Raw genomic sequence first — 19784 nt, forward strand, 5'->3', positions numbered from 1 at the left:
CCTCCATCCCTGATTTTGCTTGTTGGATTTCCGAGAGCTCATTGCGCGCGGCGGCGGGTCTTCATGTCGAGCCAGACCGCGAGAATGACGATGATGCCGGTGACCAGCGGCTGCCAATTGGCACTGACCGACAAGAGGTTCATGCCGTTCAGCACCAGCGTCAGGATCAGCGCGCCGATGAAGGTGCCGAAAACGGTGCCGACGCCGCCGAACAGCGAAGTGCCGCCGATCAGCACGGCCGCGATCGCCGGCAGCGTCAGGCTTTCGCCGATGTCGGCTTCCGCCGAATTGAGCCGCGACAGGAAGATGATCGAGGCAAGGCCCGCCATGGTGCCGGAGACCGCATAGACCAGCAACAGGCGGCGCGCGACCGGAATGCCGGAGAGGCGCGCCGCGACCGGATTGGCGCCGATCGCATAGATCTCCTGGCCCCAGATCGTCCGCTGCGCAAACAGCGTTCCGATCCCGAGGAACACCAGCAGCAGATAGACCGGGATGGGCAGGCCGAACAGATAGCCGCTGCCGATCTGGCGGAAGCCTGCCGGGAAGCCGTGAAGGGTTTCGCCGGCCATGTACCAGTAAGTGAGGCCGTTCAGCACCCAGAGCATGCCATAGGTGGCGATGAAGGAGGGGATCCGCAGGGCGGTGACCATGATGCCGTTGAGCAGGCCGACGATGCCGCCGCAGGCAAGGCCGGTGAGGATGCCGAGCGCCGGCGAGCCGGTCTTGTGAATCACGGTGCCGGCGATGCAGGCGGACAGCGCGACATTGGCGCCGACGGAGAGATCGAGGCCGGCGGTCAGCACCACCAGCGTGAGGCCCGAGGCGATGAAGAAGGTCAGGCTCGCCTGTCTCAGCACATTGAGGATGTTGCCGAGGCTGAGGAAGGAATCGCTGAGCACGGCGAGCACCGCGCAGATCAAGAGCGCTGCAAGGAGGCGATAGAACACCTGGATCGCATCCTGCGACAGGAATGAGCGGGGCGGCATCATCGCCTCTTTGGTGATGTCGGTCATGCGCGGCTCCGGAGGCCGTCGAGAAACAAGGCAACGATGACGAGCACGCCGACGCTGGCGACCTGCACCGAGGACGGCAGCGAGATCAGGTTCAACCCGTTGCGCAGCACGCCGACGGAAAGGACCCCGAGCAGCGTGCCGAGCAGCCAGCCATTGCCGCGCTCGAACGAGGTGCCGCCGACCGCGACCGCGGCGATGGCATCGAACTCGAGGCCAAGGCCGGCGGTGGGATGGCCGGAGTTCATGCGTGCGGTCATCAACAGGCCGGCGATCCCTGCCATGGCGCCGCCGATGGCGTAGACCGCGATCAGCAGCTTGTTCGGCGACAGGCCGGCATAGCGCAGCGCCTCGCGGTTGCCCCCGAGCGCGAAGATGTAGGTGCCGAAGCGGGTGTGATAGAGCAGGCCGTGGAAGGCCGCATAGGTCACTAGCGCCATCACGATCGGCACGGGAATCCCCAGCAGCGTCGCCGAATAGATGTCGCGCACGCTGTGGGGAATGCCGACCACGCTCTGGCCGTCGCTGACGATCAGCGACAGGCCCTGCGCCATGCCGAGCGTGCCGAGCGTCGCGACGAAGGGCGGGATGCCTGTTATCGCGACCAGCCAGCCGTTGGCGACGCCGAAGGCCGCGCCCACCAGCAGGCCGGCACCAAGGCCCAGCAGCATCGACTTGGTCGCGAGCGACACGATCGCGACGCAGAGCGAGGTCAGCGTCAGCACCGCGCCCATCGACAGATCGAGCCCCTCGGTCATGATGATCAGCGTCATCGGCAGCGCGAGCATGGTCAGGATGGTCGACTGCACCAGCACGTTGGAGAGGTTGGCGACCGAGAGGAAGCCCGGCGCGATGGCGCTGAACAGCGCGATCAGCAGCACGAGCACGATGGCAACGCCGGGAATGCGCTGCAGCGGATTGGGCTCCGAGACGACCGCGGCCTCACGCATGATGCATCCCCAGTCGCACGATGTTCTCCTCGGTCAGTTCGTTGCGTGTCAGGTGCCCGGCAATGCGCCCCTCGCGCATCACATAGGCGCGGTCGCAGACATGACAGATCTCGACCTGTTCGGAGGAGATCATCAGCGCTGCCGCGCCTTCCGCGACGAGCCGGTCGATCAGCGCGAAGATCTCGGACTTGGCGCCGATGTCGATGCCCCGCGTCGGCTCGTCGAAGATGAAGAGCTTTGACCCGGCGGCCAGCCACTTGCCGATCACGACCTTCTGCTGGTTGCCGCCCGAGAGCAGGCCGACGGTCTGCCGCGCGCTCGGCGTCGCGATGCGCAACTGCCGGATCAGGCCGTCGGAGGTGCGCTGCGCGCGACGCTGGTCGAACAGGCCGCTCGGAAAAAGCTTCTTGAGCGCGGACACCACCAGATTGTCGCCGACCGACCGCAGCAGCGCGAGGCCCTCGCTCTTGCGGCTCTCCGGGATCAGCGCGATGCCGCGGCGGGCGGCGAGATCCGGCTCGCCGGAAATGGACTTGCCGTCGAAGATGATCTCGCCTGACGTCACGGGATCGGCGCCGAAGATGGCGCGCGCGACCTCGCTGCGGCCGGAGCCGACCAGGCCGCACAGGCCGACGATCTCGCCCCGGCGCACCTCGATGTTGATATCGGAGATGCCGGTCGGCGCGGTCAGGCCCCTGACCTGCAGCAGCACCTCGCCGGGCTTGTCGGCAAAATTGCGCGGATAGGTCATGTCGACGTTGCGGCCGACCATCATGCGGACGAGTTGGTCCGGCGTGACGTCGGCCGGTCGGACGCCGTCGATGCGGCGGCCGTCGCGCAGCACGGTGATGCGGTCGCCGAGCGCGAACACCTCGGCCATGCGGTGCGAGATGTAGACGATCGAGACGCCGTCGGCCTTCAGCCGCGCGATCAGCGCGAACAGCAGCTCGGTCTCGCGGTCGGACAGCGCCGCGGTCGGCTCGTCCATCACGAGGATGCGGGCGTTCTGGCTGATCGCTTTCGCAATCTCGACCATCTGCTGCTGGGCGACGCCCAGCTTGTCGACGGTTGTGGAGGGATCGATGTCGAAGCCGATGGTGTCGAGCACGCGCTTCGCATCGGCCAGGATCCTGCGGCGGTCGATGGTGCCGGGGATGCGACCCTTCGGCTCGCGGCCGAGAAAGATGTTCTGGGCGATATCGAGATAGGGGACCAGCGAGAATTCCTGGAAGATCACGGCAATGCCGAGCTTCTGCGCATCCGCGGTCGAGGAGATCGCGACCTTCTCACCCTTGTAGTAGAATTCGCCGGCATCGGCGCAGTAGGCGCCGCACAGCACCTTCATCAGGCTCGACTTGCCGGCGCCGTTCTCGCCCAGCAGCATGTGGACTTCGCCGGGGTAAACGGCAAAGGACACGTCGTCCAGCGCCTTGACACCGGGAAACTCCTTGCTGATGCCGCGCAGTTCCAGCAGCGGGACAGGCGATGTGACTTCGATCGGGAGCGCGTCGCTCATGCCCTGGCTCCGCCAGAAAAAATCTTACCCGGGTTCATCAGTCCATTTGGATCGAGCGCCTGCTTGATCTGCCGCATCACGTCGACGGCCGCGCCGAGCTCATCGGTGAGATAGTCGATCTTGCCGAGGCCGATACCGTGCTCGCCGGTGCAGGTCCCGTCCATGGCAATGGCGCGGGCGACCATGCGGGCCTGCAGCGCCTTGGCGCCCTCGGCCTCCTCGGGTTTCGCCGGGTCGATCAGGATCAGCATGTGGAAATTGCCGTCGCCGACATGGCCAACGATCGGCGCGGTAAAGCCGTGCTCATCCGCGTCGCGCCGCGTCTCGGTCAGGCATTCCGCCAGCCGCGAGATCGGCACGCAGACGTCGGTGATCACGGCCCGCGCGCCGGGCCGCAGGCCGAGGCCGGCATAAAGCGTGTTGTCGCGCGCGTGCCAGAGTCGGCTGCGGTCCTCCTGTGCCTTCGCCCAGGCAAAGCCATGGCCGCCATGGTCGGTAGCGATCGCCTGCGCCGCCTCGGCCTGCTCGGCGACGGAAGTCTCGGAGCCGTGGAATTCGAAGAACAGGGTCGGCGCCTCGCGATAGCCAAGCTTGGCGTAGGCGTTGATGCCGCGCATCATGACGTCGTCGAGCAGCTCGATGCGCGCCACGGGAATCGCGGACTGGATCACGGAGATCGCGGTGTCGACGGCATCGTGCAGCGTGTCGAAGCTGCACACCGCGGCCGAGATCGCCTGCGGCACGGGGTGCACCTTCAGCGTGATCTCGGTGATCACGCCGAGCGTGCCCTCCGCGCCGACGAACATGCGCGTCAGGTCATAGCCGGCGGCTGACTTCCGTGCGCGCTTCGCGGTCCGGATCACGCGCCCGTCCGCGAGCACCACCTCCAGCGCCACGACATTGTCCTTCATGGTGCCGTAGCGCACGGCCATGGTGCCGGATGCGCGCGTCGATGTCATGCCGCCGATCGAGGCGTCGGCGCCCGGGTCGATCGGGAAGAACAGGCCGGTATTGCGCAGCTCGGCATTAAGCTGCTTGCGCGTGATGCCGGGCTGCACCACGACATCCATGTCGCTGTCGTGCACCGCCAGCACCTTGTTCATGCGCGCGAAATCGAAGCAGACGCCGCCCGCGACCGCCGCGGCATTGCCTTCGAGCGAGGTCCCGGCGCCGAACGGCACGATCGGCATGTCCGCGCCGGCGCACAGCTTGACGATTTCCGCGACCTCCTGCGTCGTTTCAGGGAAGACGACGATGTCAGGCGGCAGATTGCGATAATGCGACTCGCTCTGCCCATGCTGATCGAGCACGCCGCGGGCAACGCTCGCGCGCGGGCCGATCATGCCGGTGAGGCGATCGGCCAAGATGCTCGTGCTGACCCGCGGTCCCATCCTTGCTCCCTGTTCGCTCCGATCGCGGACTCTTGCCGGTCCGCTGCGTTGTCGTTTGGCTTAGGCTGCTCTTGCGCTGCTCGCAACCTGCTTCAAACCGAAATCATAGTTGAGATGAAAATAGTCGCTGTCCACCATGCGACCATCCGGCGCACGGCCCGCGGGATGCCTCGTGAATTCGCGGATCAGGCTGTCCTTGACGCCGAACACCACGTCACTGTCGAGATACTGGTCGCCCGCGACGAACACATGAGTCACGAGCTGCTCGAAACCCGGTGCAGAGATCATGAAATGCACATGCGCGGGTCGCCAGGGATGGCGTCCCTGCGCCTCCAGCATGTCGCCGACCGGGCCGTCATGCGGGATCGGATAGGCGGCAGGCTTGATCGACCAGAAATGGAAGCGGCCGTTGGCATCGGTATGGAAGCGCGCGCGCATCGCGAGATCTCCGATCTCGTCGAGCTGCTGCACGTCGTAATAGCCGTCATCGTCGGAATGCCAAACGTCCACGACGGCGGCTGCCAGCGGCTTTCCGTCCACGGTCGAGACCGAGCCGGTGACCAGCATCGGATCGCCTTCCATCGGACCCGAGATATCGGCGCCGCTGTCCTTCTCCGGCGCGGCCTGGACGAAGAAGGGGCCGAGCACGGTGGTCTCGGTCGCGCCTTCCGGCACCGGATGGTTGATGGCATCGACCAGCATGGAGACGCCGAGCGTGTCCGACAGCAGGATGAATTCCTGGCGCTTGTCGTCGCACATGTGTCCGGTGCGGGTCAGGAAGTCGATACCGTACTCCCACTCCTTCTGGGTCGGCCGTATCTCGCGGACGAAGGCATGAAGATGACGCACCAGCGCTTCGCTGACCTGCTTGATGCGTGGGTCGGTTGCGCCCGCGATCCGCTCCAGCACCGCGTCCGTGATCGTGTTCTCGTTGAAGTTGCGCATAGGAGGCTCCGTGGATCAGAGTTTTGGCTCGCCGAGGCCGGACAACCGCTCGAGATGCTTGACGGTCGCGATGAAGTCGGTGTCGCCGTCGCCTTGGGCGACCAGCGAGCCATAGGTCTCACGCACCTGCGCAGCGAGTTGCAATGGCACGCCGACGGCGTGGCCGGCCCCCAGGATCAGATCGAGGTCCTTGGCCATCTGCTTGCAGGAGAAGGTGGACTCGAAGTCCCGCGTGCGCAGCGGTGCGGTCTTGTACTTCACCATCGGCGATGCCACCGCGCTGTCGTCGAGCACCTTCAAGATATCCTGCCAGGCGATGCCGCCCTTGCGCGCCAGTGCCAGGCTCTCCGCCATCATCGCGGCCGACACCGCGATCATCAGGTTGACCGAGAGCTTGGCGTAGCGCGCTTCCTCGGCCGGCCCGAGATAGGTCTGCGCGCGGGTGAAGGCGGAGAACAACGGCTTTGCGTTTTCGAAAGCGTCCTTAGGACCCGAGACGAAGCAGGTCAGCGCGCCGGTGTGGACGATGCTGGCATTGCCCGAAACCGGTGAACGCAAATAAGCAATGCCGCGCGCCTGCGCTGCGGCTGCAACTTCGGTGGAGGCCTCGACGCTCACGGTGCTGGTCTCGATCAAAACGGCGCCTGGCGCCATTGCGGCGATGAGGCCGGTCGGACCGAGCAACGCGCCGCGCAAGGCTGCGTCGTCGGGCAGGGACGTGATGATCGCGGCCTTGCCGTCCACGGCATCGGCCGGCGAAGCGGCGATCGCAATGCCTTGCCCGCGCGCCTCGTTGGTCCGCGCCGCGCTCTGGTCGAACGCCGTGACGGCGTAACCGGCTTTGGCGACGAGCAAGGCCATCGGCAGGCCCATCTTGCCGATTCCGATGAAAGCAACATTCCTTGAAGCGTCTGTCATTGTTGTTGTCCATTGGCGCCTTCAGGCGGCGCGTCCCTGTCGTTCGATTTCCTGCACCAGCCGTTGACCGGATTGCGCCAACAGCTCCTTCTTCGTCTCGAGGCCCTCGACCAGCAACCGGCCGTTCCGCTTCTTCCAGGCGCCGCCGATCATGACGGACTCGATATTGGCGAGGCTCGTCTGCATCACCACGGTCGCGACGGGATCGTGCACCGGATAGAGATTGAGATCGGAGGCGTTGATGACGACGAGGTCGGCGAGCTTTCCCGGCGTCAGCGACCCGATCTGGTCCTCGCGGCCGAGCATGCGGGCGCCTTCCGTCGTGATCCAGCGCAGCGCCTCGCGTACAGGAATCGTGGTCGTTGCCGGAATGGCGCCGCTCACTTTGCGCGACTCGGCATTGTCGAGTGCCCGCTGCATCGACAGCGCAACGCGCGCGACGGAAAGGAGATCACCGGCCAGCACGGATTCGAGATCGATGCCGATGCTCGGCCGCACGCCGCGCTTGAGCAGCCGTCCCGTGATCGGAAAGCCATGGCCCTGGATCATCTCGTTCTCCGGCGTGACCGAGAAGGACACGCCGAGATCGACGAGATGATCGAGCAGATCATCCGGCAGGTCGTTGCCATGGACGATGTTGACGCCGGAGCCGACGAGGCCGGCCTCGATCAGCTTCTCCCAGCCGCCGAGCGTCTTGGCCGGCCCGCCGCCCTGATGCATGGATGCGATCAGGTTCAGCTCCCGCGCCAGTCGGAAATCGTGGATGGCGACGTCGAGCGTCGAATAATGCGGGCCGAGAATGGCGAGCCCGAGCGTGACGAGGCCGTCGCGGTCGGCGAGGGGGCCTGCCAGCAGCCGCTCGACCTCGCGGCGCGGATGCGGCACTTCCGAGAAATGCGGCTCGCCCGGCTTCGGCTCCGGTTTGGGCGAGCCGTGGAAGAACGCGGCGCGAATGCTGCTCTCGATCAGGCCGCGGACCGCGGCGTCGGTGTGCGCAGGCGTCGGATTGTTGTGGCACCAGTCGACCAGCGTGGTGACGCCGTGGTTGATCTGGTTCAGCGCGCCTACGAGGGTCGCGATATGGATGTCCTCGGGCCGGAATACGGTTGCGAGGCCCGCATGCATGCGGCGGAAATATTCCAGCAGCGTCCAGTTCGCGGCAAAGCCGCGCAAGCCCGTCTGCCAGGTGTGCATATGCGCGTTGATCAGGCCGGGAATGACGATGCGTCCCTTGCCGTCGACGATCTCGGTGTCGGCCGCGACGTCGATCGACGGTCGCACACTGGCGATGCGGCTGCCCTCGACCAGCACATCGCCGGTGCCGAGGTCGCCGATCGCGTCATCCATGCTGATGACGGTGGCCGATCTGATCAGCGTGCGCCGCATCGCGTCACGCCGCCTTGACGGCGCTGGGCGGCTCGCCAGCCCAGGCGCGCGCAATCAGGTCGCGGATGGCGCCGCGTTCGAGCGGGCGCGGATTCCAATAGGCATTGGTGACGGCAAGATCGGCAGCCTTGTCGATGCCGCTCTCGGGCATGCCGACGTCGCGCAGTGCGAGCTTCGCGCCGAGCCGTTTCGCAAGGTCGTAGAGACCCTGCGATGCATCGGCGGCACCGATCGCGCGCGAGATGCGCGCCATCGCATCGGGCACCGCCGGCGCATTGTAGGCCAATGCATGGGGCAGCACGATCGTATGCGTCTCGGCGTGCGGCAGATCAAAAGTGCCGCCGAGCGTGTGGCAGAGCTTGTGATGCAGCGCCATGCCGACGGTGCCGAGGCAGACGCCGCACAACCAGGCGCCGTAGAGCGCTTCCGTGCGGGCCTCGCGGTCGTCGTTTTTCGCGGCGATAGCGGGCAGGGCACGCGCCAGCGCGCGGATGCCTTCTTCGGCCATCAGCGATGTCACGGGATTAGTGTCGCGCGCGTAGAGCGCCTCGACCGCATGGGCGATCGCGTTGATGCCTGAGGTCGCGGCCAGACTCGCCGGCAACGTCATGGTGAGATCGACATCGTAGATCACGGTCTCCGGCAGTATCGCCGCGTCGCGCACCGTGGTCTTCAGGCCGTTTTCGGTCTGGCCGACGATCGGCGTCATCTCCGAGCCGGCATAGGTGGTGGGGATGCAGAGCTGGTTGATTCCGGTACGCAGCGCCAGCACCTTGCCGAGGCCGGTGGTCGAGCCGCCGCCGAGCGAGACGACGCAGTCCGCCTCGCACGCCTTCATCGCGGCGAGCGCGCGCTCGGTGACCTCGACCGGTGTGTGCATGGTGGCGCCGGGAAAGATGCCGGCATAGAGCGGGCCGAGCGCCGTTCCCAGGCTCTTGCCTTGGGCCTCCTGCTGCGGCGTCGTCAGCACCAGCGCGCGCCTGCCGCCGAGCCGTTCGACCTCGGCCTTGGCTGAAGCAAGCGTTCCGCTGCCGAACACGACGCGGCAGGGCAGGTTTTCAAAGATGAACGAACCGATCATGCGCCGGTCTCTTTGATGGGATAATCGACCTGGAAGCGCCCGATCCGCAAGTCGCCTAACGCCTCGCGAACGCGCAGATGTTCCGGATGATTTGCATAGGCGCTGAGCGCGGCTTGGTCGGTGAACTCGGAGAACAGCACCACGTCGCAGGCGTAGTCGACGGCACTGACGTCCATGCCGACCTCGATATGGGTGAGGCCGTCGATCCGGCCCTTGAGGCCCTCGAACAGGGTCTTGACCTTGAACCGGGCGGCGGAGCGCTCCTCGGGGGTCTCCCCGCGCAGCCGCCACATCACGATGTGCCTGATCGCGCCCGACATTTCCTGATTTCCTCGCCTGCCATTGTGCCTTGTTGGCGGCATTTTGCCTTGCAGAAATCGGAATTAAAGGTCAAAATTTGTAAGTCTCTTTTCCTGTTTCCGCAAAAATGGATCGACTACTCCAACTCGAAGTCTTCTCCAAAACCGCCGAGCTCGGCAGCCTGTCCAAGGCCGCCGAAATGCTGCGGATGTCGAACGCGGCCGCCAGCCGCCATCTCAGCGCGCTGGAGGAGCGCCTTGCGGTTCGGCTGATCGAGCGCAACACGCGCCGGCAATGGCTGACCGAGGCAGGGCAGGAGCTGTTGCAGCGCTGCAGCACGCTGCTGAACGAACTCGCCGAGGCCGAAGACGCCGTCTCCGACCGCGCGCTGTCGCCGAAGGGGATGCTGCGCGTGACGAGTTCGCTGTCTTTCGCGATGATCTATCTCGCGCCGATGCTGCCCGCCTTCCGCGCGCTCTATCCTGATCTCAACGTGCAGATCATCAGCGCGAACCGCTATCTGGACTTCATCGAGGCCGGCATCGACGTCGCGATCCGCACGCGCGAGCACGAGCCGGATTCCAACATCGTCGTCCGCCGCATCGGCCAGATGCACCGCGTGCTCGCGGCGGCCCCGTCATATCTGGAGAAGCACGGCCGGCCGGATCACCCCGCCGATCTCGCCCGCCACAACATGCTGATTTACAACCTCGCCAACGATCCCTATTCGCTGCGGCTAAGCAAGGGCAGCACGACGCAGACCGTCCGGATCGCACCGACGCTCGACAGCAATGACGGCCAGATCATCTGCGGCGCGGCGCGCGCAGGGCTCGGCATTCTGATCCAGCCACTCTACATCGTGCAGAGCGATATCGCGGCCGGCCGGCTGGTGCCCGTCCTGAGGGACTGGCAGCTGCCGTTGCTCACCATGAACATCGCCTATCAAAACCGCGTCAGGCTGCCGGCCAAGATCAGGGTCTTCTCGGACTTCCTGGTCAGCCACATCCGTGAGCATTCGGAGCCGGGGATCTGGATCGACGCGGCGAAGTGAGCGGGAAGCATCCATGTATCTCGGCATCGATCTCGGCACCTCGGCGGTCAAGACCGTTCTTGTCGACGATGCCCAGCGGGTGATTGCAAGCGAGAGCCGGGCGCTCGCGACCGCCTCGCCGCAATCAGGCTATTACGAGCAGCATCCCGCGCAGTGGATCGATGCGACTTTTGCCACGCTGGATGCCCTCAAGGCGTCGCACGCCGGCGCGTTGGCGGCGGTCGAAGGCATCGGACTGTCCGGTCAGATGCATGGCGCCACGCTGCTCGATGCGAGCTCGAAGCCGCTGCGGCCCTGCATCCTCTGGAACGACGGCCGTTCCGCCGCCGAGTGCCGTATCCTGGAGCAGCGCTGGCCCGCTTTGCGTGCGACGACGGGCAACAAGGCGATGGCCGGATTCACCGCGCCGAAGCTGCTCTGGATCGCGACGCACGAGCCGGAGATCTTTGCGGCGACGGAACTCGTCCTGCTGCCAAAGGCCTATTTGCGCCTGGTGCTATCAGGCGAAGCCATCGAGGATGTCTCGGACGCATCGGGATCGCTGTGGCTCGACGCCGCGCGCCGGGACTGGTCGGACGCGGCATTGGCGGCGACCGGCCTCTCGCGCGAGCACATGCCGCGTCTGGTCGAGGGATGCGCGCCTGCAACGACGCTGCGCAGCGAGCTCGCGCGGCGCTGGGGCATGGCCAGGCCGCCGATCATCGCGGGCGGTGCCGGCGACAATCCGGCCGGCGCCGTCGGCATCGGCGCGATCGAGCCGGGAACTGCGTTCATATCGCTGGGAACTTCGGGGGCCTTGCTGGCGCCCTCCAACCGAATAGCCGCCAATCCCGATCGCGTCGTGCACACGTTCTGCCACGCCGTTCCCGGCATGTGGATTCAAGCCGGCGCGATCCTCTCGGCCGCGTCGTGCCTTGCCTGGGCCGCGCGCCTGTTCGGCGCCAGTGAGGCCGAGTTGCTGGCGCCGCTGGGATCGCGCCCGCAGGCGCCATCGCCCGTGAGCTTCCTGCCTTATCTCGCGGGTGAACGGACGCCGCACGACGATCCCGCCGTGCGCGGCATGCTCGATGGTCTGAGTCATGGCACCGATCGCACGGCGATCATGCAGGCGGTGCTCGAAGGCGTTGCCTTCGCGCTGGCCGATTGCCGCGACGCGCTCGCGGATGCCGGTATTGCGATTGCGGAAGCCGATGTCATCGGCGGCGGCTCACGCTCGGAGTTCTGGCTCGCGGTGCTGGCCAGCGTGCTGAATGTTCCAGTCCATCGCTTTGCCGGCGGCGAGACCGGCGCGGCGTTCGGTGCGGCGAGATTGGGGCGGCTTGCTGTCACGGATGAGGCAATCGGTGACGTATGCGTGCGGCCGCAGCGCATCGAAACATTCGAGCCCGACGCTGCACTGGTCGATGCCTACGCCGAACGGCTTCCCGCCTGGCGCGAACTGTATCGGCCGCGCCACTAGCTGGCCCAATCTGGTTTGCATACTTCAGTATACTCGCCTTCGGTATTGCCCTGCGTCACCCGCTTTTGTTTAATGACCAAACCGCGTTGCCGAGAAACGAGACGCGGGTGGGAAACGCATTGTGCGCCGGGAGGCAGATGAACGATCCGATCCTGGAGATGCGCGGGGTCTCGAAGTCTTTCTTCGGCATCAAGGCGCTGCGTGCCGTCGATCTCACCGTCTATGCCGGCGAAATTCACGCCCTGATGGGTGAGAACGGCGCCGGCAAATCGACGCTGATGAAGATCCTCTCCGGCGCCTACAGGCCGGATCCCGGCGGCGAGATCCGCATCGAAGGACGACCGGTGCGGATCGAAGGCCCGCTCGGTGGCCGCGCGGCGGGCATCTCCATCATCTATCAGGAGCTGTCGCTCGCTCCCAATCTCAGTGTCGCCGAGAATATCTATCTGGGACGGGAGATATCGCGTTCAGGCTTGCTGGCGCGCCGCGAGATGCGCGAGGGCGTCGGCCCCATCCTGAAACGGCTGGGCGCAGACTTCCTGCCGTCGACGCTGGTGGCGCATCTGTCCATGGGCCAGCGGCAACTGGTCGAGATCGCCCGTGCGCTGCACGCGAGATCAAAAATTCTGATCATGGATGAGCCGACCACGTCGTTGTCGGCCGCCGAAAGCGAGCGGCTGTTCGCACTGATCCGCCAGCTTCGCTCCGAGGGGCTTGCCATCATCTACATCTCGCATCGCATGGACGAGGTCTATGCGCTAGGCGATCGCGTTACCGTGCTGCGCGACGGCCGCCTGGTCGGCTCGCTCGACAAGCCGGACATCCGCGCCGACACTATCGTCCGCCTGATGGTCGGGCGTGACGTCTCCTCGTTCTACAAGAAGGATCACGATCCGGAGGCGGGGCGGGGACATCCCGTTCTCGCAGCGATCGACATGGCCGATGGCCAGCGCGTCAAGGGCTGCTCGCTGACCGTGCATGCGGGCGAGGTGGTCGGGCTTGCCGGCCTGATCGGCGCCGGCCGCACCGAGCTTGCGCATCTCATCATCGGCGCGGCGCCAAAAACCTCCGGCCGGCTCGAGCTGGAGGGACGCCCGGTCGAGATCCGCACGCCGGGCGAGGCGTTGGAGGCTGGAATCGCCTATCTGACCGAAGACAGGAAGGCGCTCGGCCTGTTTCTCGACATGTCGTGTCTGGACAACATCAACCTCGCAGTGCTCGGGCGCGATGCGAAGCTCGGCTGGTTCCTGGATCGCGACAAGGCGCGCGAGCGCGCCGACAGGGCCTTCGCAGGCCTCAACATCCGCGCCGCCAATGTCGGCGCTCCCGCCGGCGGTCTGTCCGGCGGCAACCAGCAGAAGCTGCTCTTGTCGCGGCTTCTCGCCATTGCGCCGAAGGTCCTGATCCTCGACGAGCCGACGCGTGGCGTCGACGTCGGCGCCAAGTCCGAGATCTATTCGATCATCGACAACCTGGCCAAGGCTGGCACCGCGATCCTCGTCATCTCGTCCGATCTGCCCGAGATCATCGGCATCTGCGATCGCGTCGTCGTGATGCGTGCGGGGCACATCGCCGGTGAGGTCACTCGCGGCCCGACTTCGCCGTTGAACCAGGAAGACATCATGGCGCTTGCCACGGGGATGGAGCATCTCGATGCCTGACAATGCTGCTTCGGAGGCCCAGCCCGCCCCGACGACGACCAACGGGGCGGCCGCAGAGACAAGGCGCCAGCGGATGAGGATGCTGATCAGCGCACTCGGCATGCTGCCGGTGCTGCTGATCCTCTGCATCGGCTTCCACGTGTTGTCCGAGGGCCGCTTCTTCACCGGCCAAAATCTCGGCATCGTGCTGCAGCAGGCCGCGGTGAACACCGTGCTCGCCGCCGGCATGACCTTCGTCATCCTCACCGGCGGCATCGACCTCTCGGTCGGCTCGATCCTGGCGGCCTCCGCGATGGCCGGGCTGACGCTGTCCAAGCTGCCGGAACTCGGGATGCTGTGGCTGCCGGCCGCGCTGCTCACGGGCCTCGGATTCGGAATCGTCAACGGGGCGCTGATTGCGCTGCTTCGTCTGCCGCCCTTCATCGTCACGCTCGGCTCGCTCACCGCGGTGCGCGGCCTGGCGCGGCTGCTCGGGGCCGACACCACAGTGTTCAATCCGTCGATTCCCTATGCCTTCATCGGCAACGGCTCGCTGACGCTCCTTCCCGGCGTCGCGTCGATCCCGTGGCTCTCGGTGATCGCCTTGCTCGTCATCCTCGTCTCGTGGCTGGTATTGCGCCGGACCGTGCTCGGCGTGCACATCTATGCGGTGGGCGGCAACGAGAGCGCGGCGCGGCTTGCCGGCATCAAGGTCTGGGCCGTGCTGATCTTCGTCTACGGCGTCTCCGGACTGTTCGCCGGGCTCGGCGGCGCCATGCAGGCGGCGCGGCTCTATGCGGCCAACGGCCTGCAGCTCGGTCAGTCCTACGAGCTCGATGCGATCACGGCGGTGATCCTCGGCGGCACCTCCTTCGTCGGCGGCATCGGCTCGATCTGGGGCACGCTGGTCGGCGCGCTGATCATCGCCGTCCTGTCGAACGGCCTCATCCTCACCGGTGTCTCCGACATCTGGCAATATGTGATCAAGGGCCTGGTGATCATCGGCGCCGTGGCACTGGATCGCTACCGGCTGCAGGGCTCTGCCAGGACTTGAAAAGCTCGCGCACCCGAGCGCGCATGGCTTGATGCGAAGTTCCGTTGCGGCAACTGGTCTGCCGTGCCGGGGATGAAGACAGACCAGGGAGGAAGTCCATGTTGAAGACGATCATGCTTGCCGGCGCCGCCATGGCGCTTGCCCTGAGCACCGCGCCATCCTTCGCCAAGGAGCTCAAGTCGATCGGCGTCTCGCTGGGATCGATGGGCAACCCGTTCTTCGTCGCCTTGTCGAAGGGCGCCGAGTTCGAGGCGAAGAAGACCAATCCCAATGTGAAGATCACGGCGGTCGGCTTCGAATACGACCTCGGCAAGCAGGTCACCCAGATCGACAATTTCATCGCCGCCGGCGTCGACCTGATCCTGCTCAACCCCGGCGATCCCAAGGCGATCGGGCCGGCGATCAAGAAGGCGCAGGCCGCGGGCATCGTCGTCGTCGCGGTCGACACCGCGGCCGAAGGCGCCGACGCCACCGTGACCACGAACAACGTGCAGGCCGGCGAGATCTCCTGCCAGTACATCGTCGACAAGCTGGGCGGCAAGGGCGACGTCATCATCGAGAACGGACCGCAGGTCTCCGCCGTCATCGACCGTGTCGTCGGTTGCAAGAACGTCTTCTCGAAAAATCCCGGCATCAAGGTGTTGTCCAGCGACCAGGACGGCAAGGGCTCACGCGAGGGCGGTCTTACCGTCGCGCAGGGCTATCTGACCCGCTTCCCCAAGATCGACGCCATCTTCGCCATCAACGATCCGCAGGCGATCGGCACCGACCTTGCCGCGCGCCAGCAGAACCGCACGGGCATCGTCATCACGGCGGTCGACGGCGCGCCCGATATCGAGGCCGCGCTGAAAGATCCGCAATCGCCGCAGATCCAGGCCTCGGCTTCGCAGGACCCGTTCTTCATGGCGCGACGGGCCGTGCAGGTCGGCGTCGGCATTCTCAACGGCCAGAAGCCTGCCTCGACCGTCGAGCTCCTGCCGTCCAAGCTCGTGACCAGGGACAACGTCGCCGAGTACAAGGGCTGGACCTCGGATCGCTCCCATTAAGTCGCGGTCCGCTACCGGGCACGCTCGAAACACGAGATGACTGGCGGCGTTTTGCTCGACGCCGCCCGCCGGGCTTACTGTTGTGTTAGCACGCATCCCACATCTTGCGAGCTACGAGCTTCGATACCAGCTCGCCAGATTCCACGTCGTGACGTCCCAGCCCGAGATGTCGACCATCAGGTTGTTGACGCCGGCGCCGACGATGTTGCGCGAGAGCAGGGGCAGGAGCACGTTGGCCTCGCAGAAGATCTCGTCGACCTTGATCAGCAGTGCGGCGCGCTTGACGGGATCAAGCTCGTTCTGCGCGGCCTTGTAGGCCTTGTCGGCCTCGGGATCGGAATAGCGCGAATTGTTGCGGCCGAGCCACTTGTTGTCCTTGCTGGCGATCTCCCAGGAGACGCACTGGTTCAGGAAGCGCTCCGGATCGGGCTGCGGCTGCGTCGTGTTGTACATCTCCATGTCGGCATAGAATTTCGAGTATGTATCGGGGTTGCCGACATCAGAGGAGAAGAACACCGATGCGGCGACCGCCTTGATCTCGATCTCGATGCCGGCCTTCTGGCAGGCTTGCTTGATGATGGCCTGGGTCTTCTGGCGCGGGGCGTTGGTCGAAGTCTGAAACACGTATTTGAGCTTCTTGGCGTTCTTCTCGCGGATGCCGTCCGCGCCCCTGGTCCAGCCGGCCTCGTCGAGGATCTTGTTGGCCTTGTCGGCGTCGAATTCGTATTTCAGCTTGGACGACTTGAACTGCTTGGGCGCGTTGACGAAACTCGCGGTTGCGACGCCGCCGCGTCCGTAGATGAACTTCTGGATCGAGTCGCGGTCAATCAGGAGATTGATCGCCCGGCGGACGGCGGGATCGGACAGCGTCGGGTGCTTGGTCTTGACGCTCGAACGCTCGCCATCGACCTCGGTCCACGGGTCCGTCGTGTTGAGGATGATGAACTCGACGTTGCCGGAGGGCGTGACGTCGAGCTTGCCTTTGCCGCCTGCTTCCATGCGCTTGAGGACCTCCTCCTCCACCTGCATGTTCCAGGCATAATCGTATTCGCCGGTCTGCAGCACGGCGCGCGCCGCAGAGACCGCATCGCCGCCACCCTTGACCTCGAGCGTGTCGAAATGCGGCTGGTTCTTGACGTGATAGTCGGGATTGCGTTCGGCGCGGATCAGGTCGCCCGGCTTGAACTCGACGAATTTGTATGGGCCGGTGCCGACCGGCTTCAGATTGCCGGGAGCCTCGCGTGACTTTGCGCCGGCATAATCGCCGAAATGATGCTTCGGCAGGATCTGGCCGACCGAGCCGACGAACGGGTCGGCCCAGAATGGCGTCGGCGCCTTGAAGATCACCTTGACGGCGTGGTCGTCGATCTTCTCGACCTTGATGTCCTTGTAGGAGCCCGTGGTGTAGGCCGCGGTTGCGAGATCCGCGGCGTACTGCCAGGTGAAGACGACGTCGTCGGCGGTGAAGGGCTTGCCGTCATGCCACCTGACGCCCTTCTTGAGCTTCCAGATCACGCTCGTGCCGTCGGCCGCAAGGCCGCCGTTCGCCTTGGTCGGGACCTCGGCGGCAAGGCAGGGGATGAGATTGCCGTCGTTGTCCCAGCCGGCGAGCGGCTCGAAGAAGACGCGCGAGGCGATCTGGTCCTTGGTGCCGTTCGCGAAATGCGGATTGAGCAAGGTGGGCGCCTGCCAGAGCAGGATCTTGAGCGGGCCGCCGCCGCCGGCCTTGGTCGGCTTGTAGGCGAGCGTCGCATCCGCCATCGCCACGTCGTTCCAGAGCAGGATCTGGCTTGCGACCGGCGCTGCGATCCCGACCGCAGCCATGGTCCGGATGAACGAGCGTCGCGACAGCGTGCCTTGCTTCACCTCCGCGATCAGACCGCGGATGTCGTTTTCGTCCATCAGATGCCTCCACCTTCACAAAGAAAAAGTCGTCACCGGCATGCAAGTTACGTGCACTCTAGATTGGGACGCCTGATGTCGTGGAGTCAAAGGGATACCCTGCGGCGAAATGACGAACGCGCCTCTGTCAGATCGCGGTTCCGGCCGTCATCGCTGCCGGCGAGAGGGGGCTATCGCAGATGGCGTCTTGGTGGCGGCCTGAGCAAGCGCCTCGCCCTTCGAGACGACCGCTTCCAGCGGTCTCCTCAGGATGAGGCTAAGCAGCATTGGCCGCGTTGAAATTGCTGCCGCGCACCCCGCCCTCATCCTGAGGGCCCGCCATCGGCGGGCGTCTCGAAGGATGCGCTGTGGGCGAGCTACCCGCCACTCTTCTTCATATGCGATAGCCCTGCCGGCGAGAGGGCCGGCACCTGAAGTGTCCGCGAGATGCGCGTTCCCGGGCGGTCGGCTGCGTCGCCCGAACATGGCCAGGGCTCTTGCCGGCCAGTATGATGGATATGTATAAACATCATACTTGGAGGTGGCGTGGTTCGGTCAGGTGGTGTCGTAAGGCAGGCGTTCGAGCCTGGCGTGCTGTTCGGCGGGCTGATCGCCGCCAACATCGCCGCATGGGCCTTCGCCTTCGCGCTGTTCGGCGACCGACCGACCGTGATGGCGACCGCGCTGCTGGCCTGGGTATTCGGCCTGCGCCATGCCGTCGATGCCGACCACATCGCCGCGATCGACAACGTCGTGCGCAAGCTGATGCAGGCGGGCGATACACCGCGCAGCGCCGGTCTCTATTTTGCGCTCGGCCATTCCACCGTCGTCTTGGTCGCGACCATGCTGCTCGCGCTCGGCGCCGTGAGCGGCGGCGGCGAGAGCCTGCTCAAGGAGATCGGCGGCCTGATCGGCACCTCGGTATCGGCGCTGTTCCTGCTGGCGATCGCGGCGATCAATCTCGCCATCTTCGCTGGCCTGTGGCGGATCCTGCGCGAGGTGCGCGAGCAGGGCATCCATGACGCCGCGCAGCTCGAGGCGCTGCTCGCCGCCCGCGGATTCATGGCGCGATGTCTCGCTCCGATGTTCCGCCTGGTGACCAGGCCCTGGCATATGTATCCGCTCGGGCTGCTGTTCGGGCTCGGCTTCGATACCGCGACCGAGATCGGCCTGCTCGGCATCTCCGCCACCGAAGCCGCGCGCGGCGTCTCGCTCGCGCAGGTGCTGGTCTTCCCCGCGCTGTTCGCCGCCGGCATGGCGCTGGTCGACACCGCCGATTCCGCGCTGATGGTGAGCGCCTATCGCTGGGCCTTCGTCGATCCCCAACGCAAGCTCTGGTACAACCTCACCATCACCGGCGCCTCCGTCGCGGTCGCACTGCTGATCGGCGGCATCGAGACGCTCGGCCTGATCGCGGACCGGCTCGGCCTGTCGGGCGGGCCGTGGTCGCTGGTCGAGGCCCTCAACGATTCGCTCGCCAATGTCGGCCTCGCCGTGATCACGTTGTTCGTGATCGCATGGCTGCTCTCGGTTATGCTCTATCGCCGCATAGCTCCGTGCGACCGGCGGCGCATGGTCGATCCTGACGAGCCGAGCAGGGACGCCGCGCCGGGGTGATCGCACCTCAGTGTGTCGCAACGGCAACAATCGGCGACTTTCCGCGACCCGCGATCAGATCCGAATTCCCCGCGCCCTTGCGAACGACCAACTCGCGCCAACATAGCGTCCGGTAAAGATCACGCGCCAGGGGGCGGGTGAAACAGACGGCTGTCGACAGCGAGTGAGCATCATGTGCGCGTTCCTCCGAATCGCGTTCGTTCTATCTGTACTGTGGTTTTCTGCTCATCCAAACGCATCCCAGGCCCACGCCATCATCGTCTCGTCCTCGCCGGCAACCGGCGCGACAATATCCGGCGAGACCGTCGCGATCCGCCTGCACTTCAACAGCCGGATCGATCGCGCACGCTCCAAACTGACGCTGCTGGCTCCGGACGGTGCGGCGCGCGCCCTGACGCCGGCTCCCGATGCGCCCGCCGACGAGCTCAATGCCGACGCGACGCAGCTGCCGGCGGGGGCATGGCACCTGCGCTGGCAGGTGCTGAGCGTCGACGGCCACATCACCCGCGGCGACATTCCGTTCACCGTCCACTGAC

General features: G+C 65.6%; 17 protein-coding genes. 7 read left to right on the forward strand and 10 right to left on the reverse strand.

Translation table 11 applies throughout. The features are described from left to right. Positions 1-38: 38 nt before the first annotated feature. The 9 genes from GGD63_RS19040 to GGD63_RS19080 are packed head-to-tail and all read right to left on the reverse strand — an operon-like array spanning position 39 to position 9520. The gene (locus GGD63_RS19040; protein WP_018316000.1) at positions 39-1016 is read right to left on the reverse strand and encodes an ABC transporter permease; all 978 of its coding nucleotides are present in this window, start codon (positions 1014-1016) and stop codon (positions 39-41) included. Beyond that, positions 1013-1963 (reverse strand): ABC transporter permease, encoded by a 951-nt coding sequence (locus tag GGD63_RS19045; RefSeq protein WP_183244642.1) that lies wholly within the window; start codon positions 1961-1963, stop codon positions 1013-1015. The genes GGD63_RS19040 and GGD63_RS19045 overlap by 4 nt, the downstream gene beginning before the upstream one ends. Beyond that, a complete protein-coding gene (locus GGD63_RS19050) occupies positions 1956-3479 on the reverse strand; it encodes a sugar ABC transporter ATP-binding protein (protein ID WP_183244644.1) in 1524 nt (507 codons plus the stop codon). Before GGD63_RS19050 ends, GGD63_RS19045 begins: the two co-directional genes overlap by 8 nt. Continuing rightward, complete coding sequence (locus GGD63_RS19055) at positions 3476-4870, reverse strand: FAD-linked oxidase C-terminal domain-containing protein (RefSeq protein ID WP_183244646.1); 1395 nt, start codon at positions 4868-4870, stop codon at positions 3476-3478. The genes GGD63_RS19050 and GGD63_RS19055 overlap by 4 nt, the downstream gene beginning before the upstream one ends. Before the next feature lie 60 nt (positions 4871-4930). After that, positions 4931-5815 carry an intradiol ring-cleavage dioxygenase gene (locus GGD63_RS19060; protein ID WP_183244649.1) on the reverse strand — a complete coding sequence of 295 codons (885 nt, stop codon included), beginning with the start codon at positions 5813-5815 and terminating at the stop codon, positions 4931-4933. 15 nt (positions 5816-5830) lie between these two features. After that, positions 5831-6733 carry an NAD(P)-dependent oxidoreductase gene (locus GGD63_RS19065; protein ID WP_183244651.1) on the reverse strand — a complete coding sequence of 301 codons (903 nt, stop codon included), beginning with the start codon at positions 6731-6733 and terminating at the stop codon, positions 5831-5833. Between the two features lie 21 nt (positions 6734-6754). Then, positions 6755-8119 (reverse strand): amidohydrolase family protein, encoded by a 1365-nt coding sequence (locus GGD63_RS19070; protein WP_183244653.1) that lies wholly within the window; start codon positions 8117-8119, stop codon positions 6755-6757. A gap of 4 nt (positions 8120-8123) precedes the next feature. Further along, entirely contained in the window at positions 8124-9200 is a 1077-nt protein-coding gene (locus GGD63_RS19075) for a maleylacetate reductase (RefSeq protein WP_183244655.1), read from the reverse strand. Next, a complete protein-coding gene (locus GGD63_RS19080; protein ID WP_183244657.1) occupies positions 9197-9520 on the reverse strand; it encodes a Dabb family protein in 324 nt (107 codons plus the stop codon). The genes GGD63_RS19075 and GGD63_RS19080 overlap by 4 nt, the downstream gene beginning before the upstream one ends. A 107-nt stretch (positions 9521-9627) precedes the next feature. Between GGD63_RS19080 and GGD63_RS19085 the strand changes: the two genes are divergently transcribed. The 5 genes from GGD63_RS19085 (at position 9628) to GGD63_RS19105 (ending at position 15750) form a co-directional block, all read left to right on the forward strand. After that, positions 9628-10551: a LysR family transcriptional regulator gene (locus GGD63_RS19085; protein WP_183244659.1), complete on the forward strand. Its 924-nt coding sequence runs from the start codon at positions 9628-9630 to the stop codon at positions 10549-10551. A 13-nt stretch (positions 10552-10564) separates the two neighbouring features. Beyond that, positions 10565-12010 carry a xylulokinase gene (gene xylB, locus GGD63_RS19090; protein ID WP_183244661.1) on the forward strand — a complete coding sequence of 482 codons (1446 nt, stop codon included), beginning with the start codon at positions 10565-10567 and terminating at the stop codon, positions 12008-12010. A 137-nt stretch (positions 12011-12147) separates the two neighbouring features. Then, entirely contained in the window at positions 12148-13671 is a 1524-nt protein-coding gene (locus GGD63_RS19095; RefSeq protein ID WP_183244663.1) for a sugar ABC transporter ATP-binding protein, read from the forward strand. Beyond that, positions 13664-14704, forward strand: a complete 1041-nt coding sequence (locus tag GGD63_RS19100) for an ABC transporter permease subunit (RefSeq protein ID WP_183244665.1) — start codon at positions 13664-13666, stop codon at positions 14702-14704. The genes GGD63_RS19095 and GGD63_RS19100 overlap by 8 nt, the downstream gene beginning before the upstream one ends. Positions 14705-14802: 98 nt before the next feature. After that, on the forward strand, positions 14803-15750 hold the full coding sequence (locus GGD63_RS19105) for an ABC transporter substrate-binding protein (RefSeq protein ID WP_183244667.1): 948 nt from the start codon (positions 14803-14805) through the stop codon (positions 15748-15750). A 111-nt stretch (positions 15751-15861) separates the two neighbouring features. Here GGD63_RS19105 and GGD63_RS19110 read toward each other — a convergent pair whose 3' ends face one another. Beyond that, a complete protein-coding gene (locus tag GGD63_RS19110; protein WP_183244669.1) occupies positions 15862-17652 on the reverse strand; it encodes a peptide ABC transporter substrate-binding protein in 1791 nt (596 codons plus the stop codon). A 525-nt stretch (positions 17653-18177) separates the two neighbouring features. Between GGD63_RS19110 and GGD63_RS19115 the strand changes: the two genes are divergently transcribed. Beyond that, entirely contained in the window at positions 18178-19248 is a 1071-nt protein-coding gene (locus tag GGD63_RS19115; RefSeq protein ID WP_183244671.1) for a HoxN/HupN/NixA family nickel/cobalt transporter, read from the forward strand. A gap of 172 nt (positions 19249-19420) precedes the next feature. Then, entirely contained in the window at positions 19421-19783 is a 363-nt protein-coding gene (locus GGD63_RS19120; RefSeq protein WP_183244673.1) for a copper resistance CopC family protein, read from the forward strand. Position 19784: the final 1 nt, after the last annotated feature.

Origin of the sequence: Bradyrhizobium sp. cir1 (assembly GCF_014198245.1) — a bacterium.
Taxonomy (GTDB): Bacteria; Pseudomonadota; Alphaproteobacteria; order Rhizobiales; family Xanthobacteraceae; genus Bradyrhizobium.

Bases quoted from the DNA above. Each gene is read 5' to 3' on its own strand.
- GGD63_RS19040 (WP_018316000.1), bottom strand. From the start codon at position 1,016: ATGACCGACATCACCAAAGAGGCGATGATGCCGCCCCGCTCATTCCTG.
- GGD63_RS19045 (WP_183244642.1), bottom strand. From the start codon at position 1,963: ATGCGTGAGGCCGCGGTCGTCTCGGAGCCCAATCCGCTGCAGCGCATT.
- GGD63_RS19050 (WP_183244644.1), bottom strand. From the start codon at position 3,479: ATGAGCGACGCGCTCCCGATCGAAGTCACATCGCCTGTCCCGCTGCTG.
- GGD63_RS19055 (WP_183244646.1), bottom strand. From the start codon at position 4,870: ATGGGACCGCGGGTCAGCACGAGCATCTTGGCCGATCGCCTCACCGGC.
- GGD63_RS19060 (WP_183244649.1), bottom strand. From the start codon at position 5,815: ATGCGCAACTTCAACGAGAACACGATCACGGACGCGGTGCTGGAGCGG.
- GGD63_RS19065 (WP_183244651.1), bottom strand. From the start codon at position 6,733: ATGACAGACGCTTCAAGGAATGTTGCTTTCATCGGAATCGGCAAGATG.
- GGD63_RS19070 (WP_183244653.1), bottom strand. From the start codon at position 8,119: ATGCGGCGCACGCTGATCAGATCGGCCACCGTCATCAGCATGGATGAC.
- GGD63_RS19075 (WP_183244655.1), bottom strand. From the start codon at position 9,200: ATGATCGGTTCGTTCATCTTTGAAAACCTGCCCTGCCGCGTCGTGTTC.
- GGD63_RS19080 (WP_183244657.1), bottom strand. From the start codon at position 9,520: ATGTCGGGCGCGATCAGGCACATCGTGATGTGGCGGCTGCGCGGGGAG.
- GGD63_RS19085 (WP_183244659.1), top strand. From the start codon at position 9,628: ATGGATCGACTACTCCAACTCGAAGTCTTCTCCAAAACCGCCGAGCTC.
- xylB (WP_183244661.1), top strand. From the start codon at position 10,565: ATGTATCTCGGCATCGATCTCGGCACCTCGGCGGTCAAGACCGTTCTT.
- GGD63_RS19095 (WP_183244663.1), top strand. From the start codon at position 12,148: ATGAACGATCCGATCCTGGAGATGCGCGGGGTCTCGAAGTCTTTCTTC.
- GGD63_RS19100 (WP_183244665.1), top strand. From the start codon at position 13,664: ATGCCTGACAATGCTGCTTCGGAGGCCCAGCCCGCCCCGACGACGACC.
- GGD63_RS19105 (WP_183244667.1), top strand. From the start codon at position 14,803: ATGTTGAAGACGATCATGCTTGCCGGCGCCGCCATGGCGCTTGCCCTG.
- GGD63_RS19110 (WP_183244669.1), bottom strand. From the start codon at position 17,652: ATGGACGAAAACGACATCCGCGGTCTGATCGCGGAGGTGAAGCAAGGC.
- GGD63_RS19120 (WP_183244673.1), top strand. From the start codon at position 19,421: ATGTGCGCGTTCCTCCGAATCGCGTTCGTTCTATCTGTACTGTGGTTT.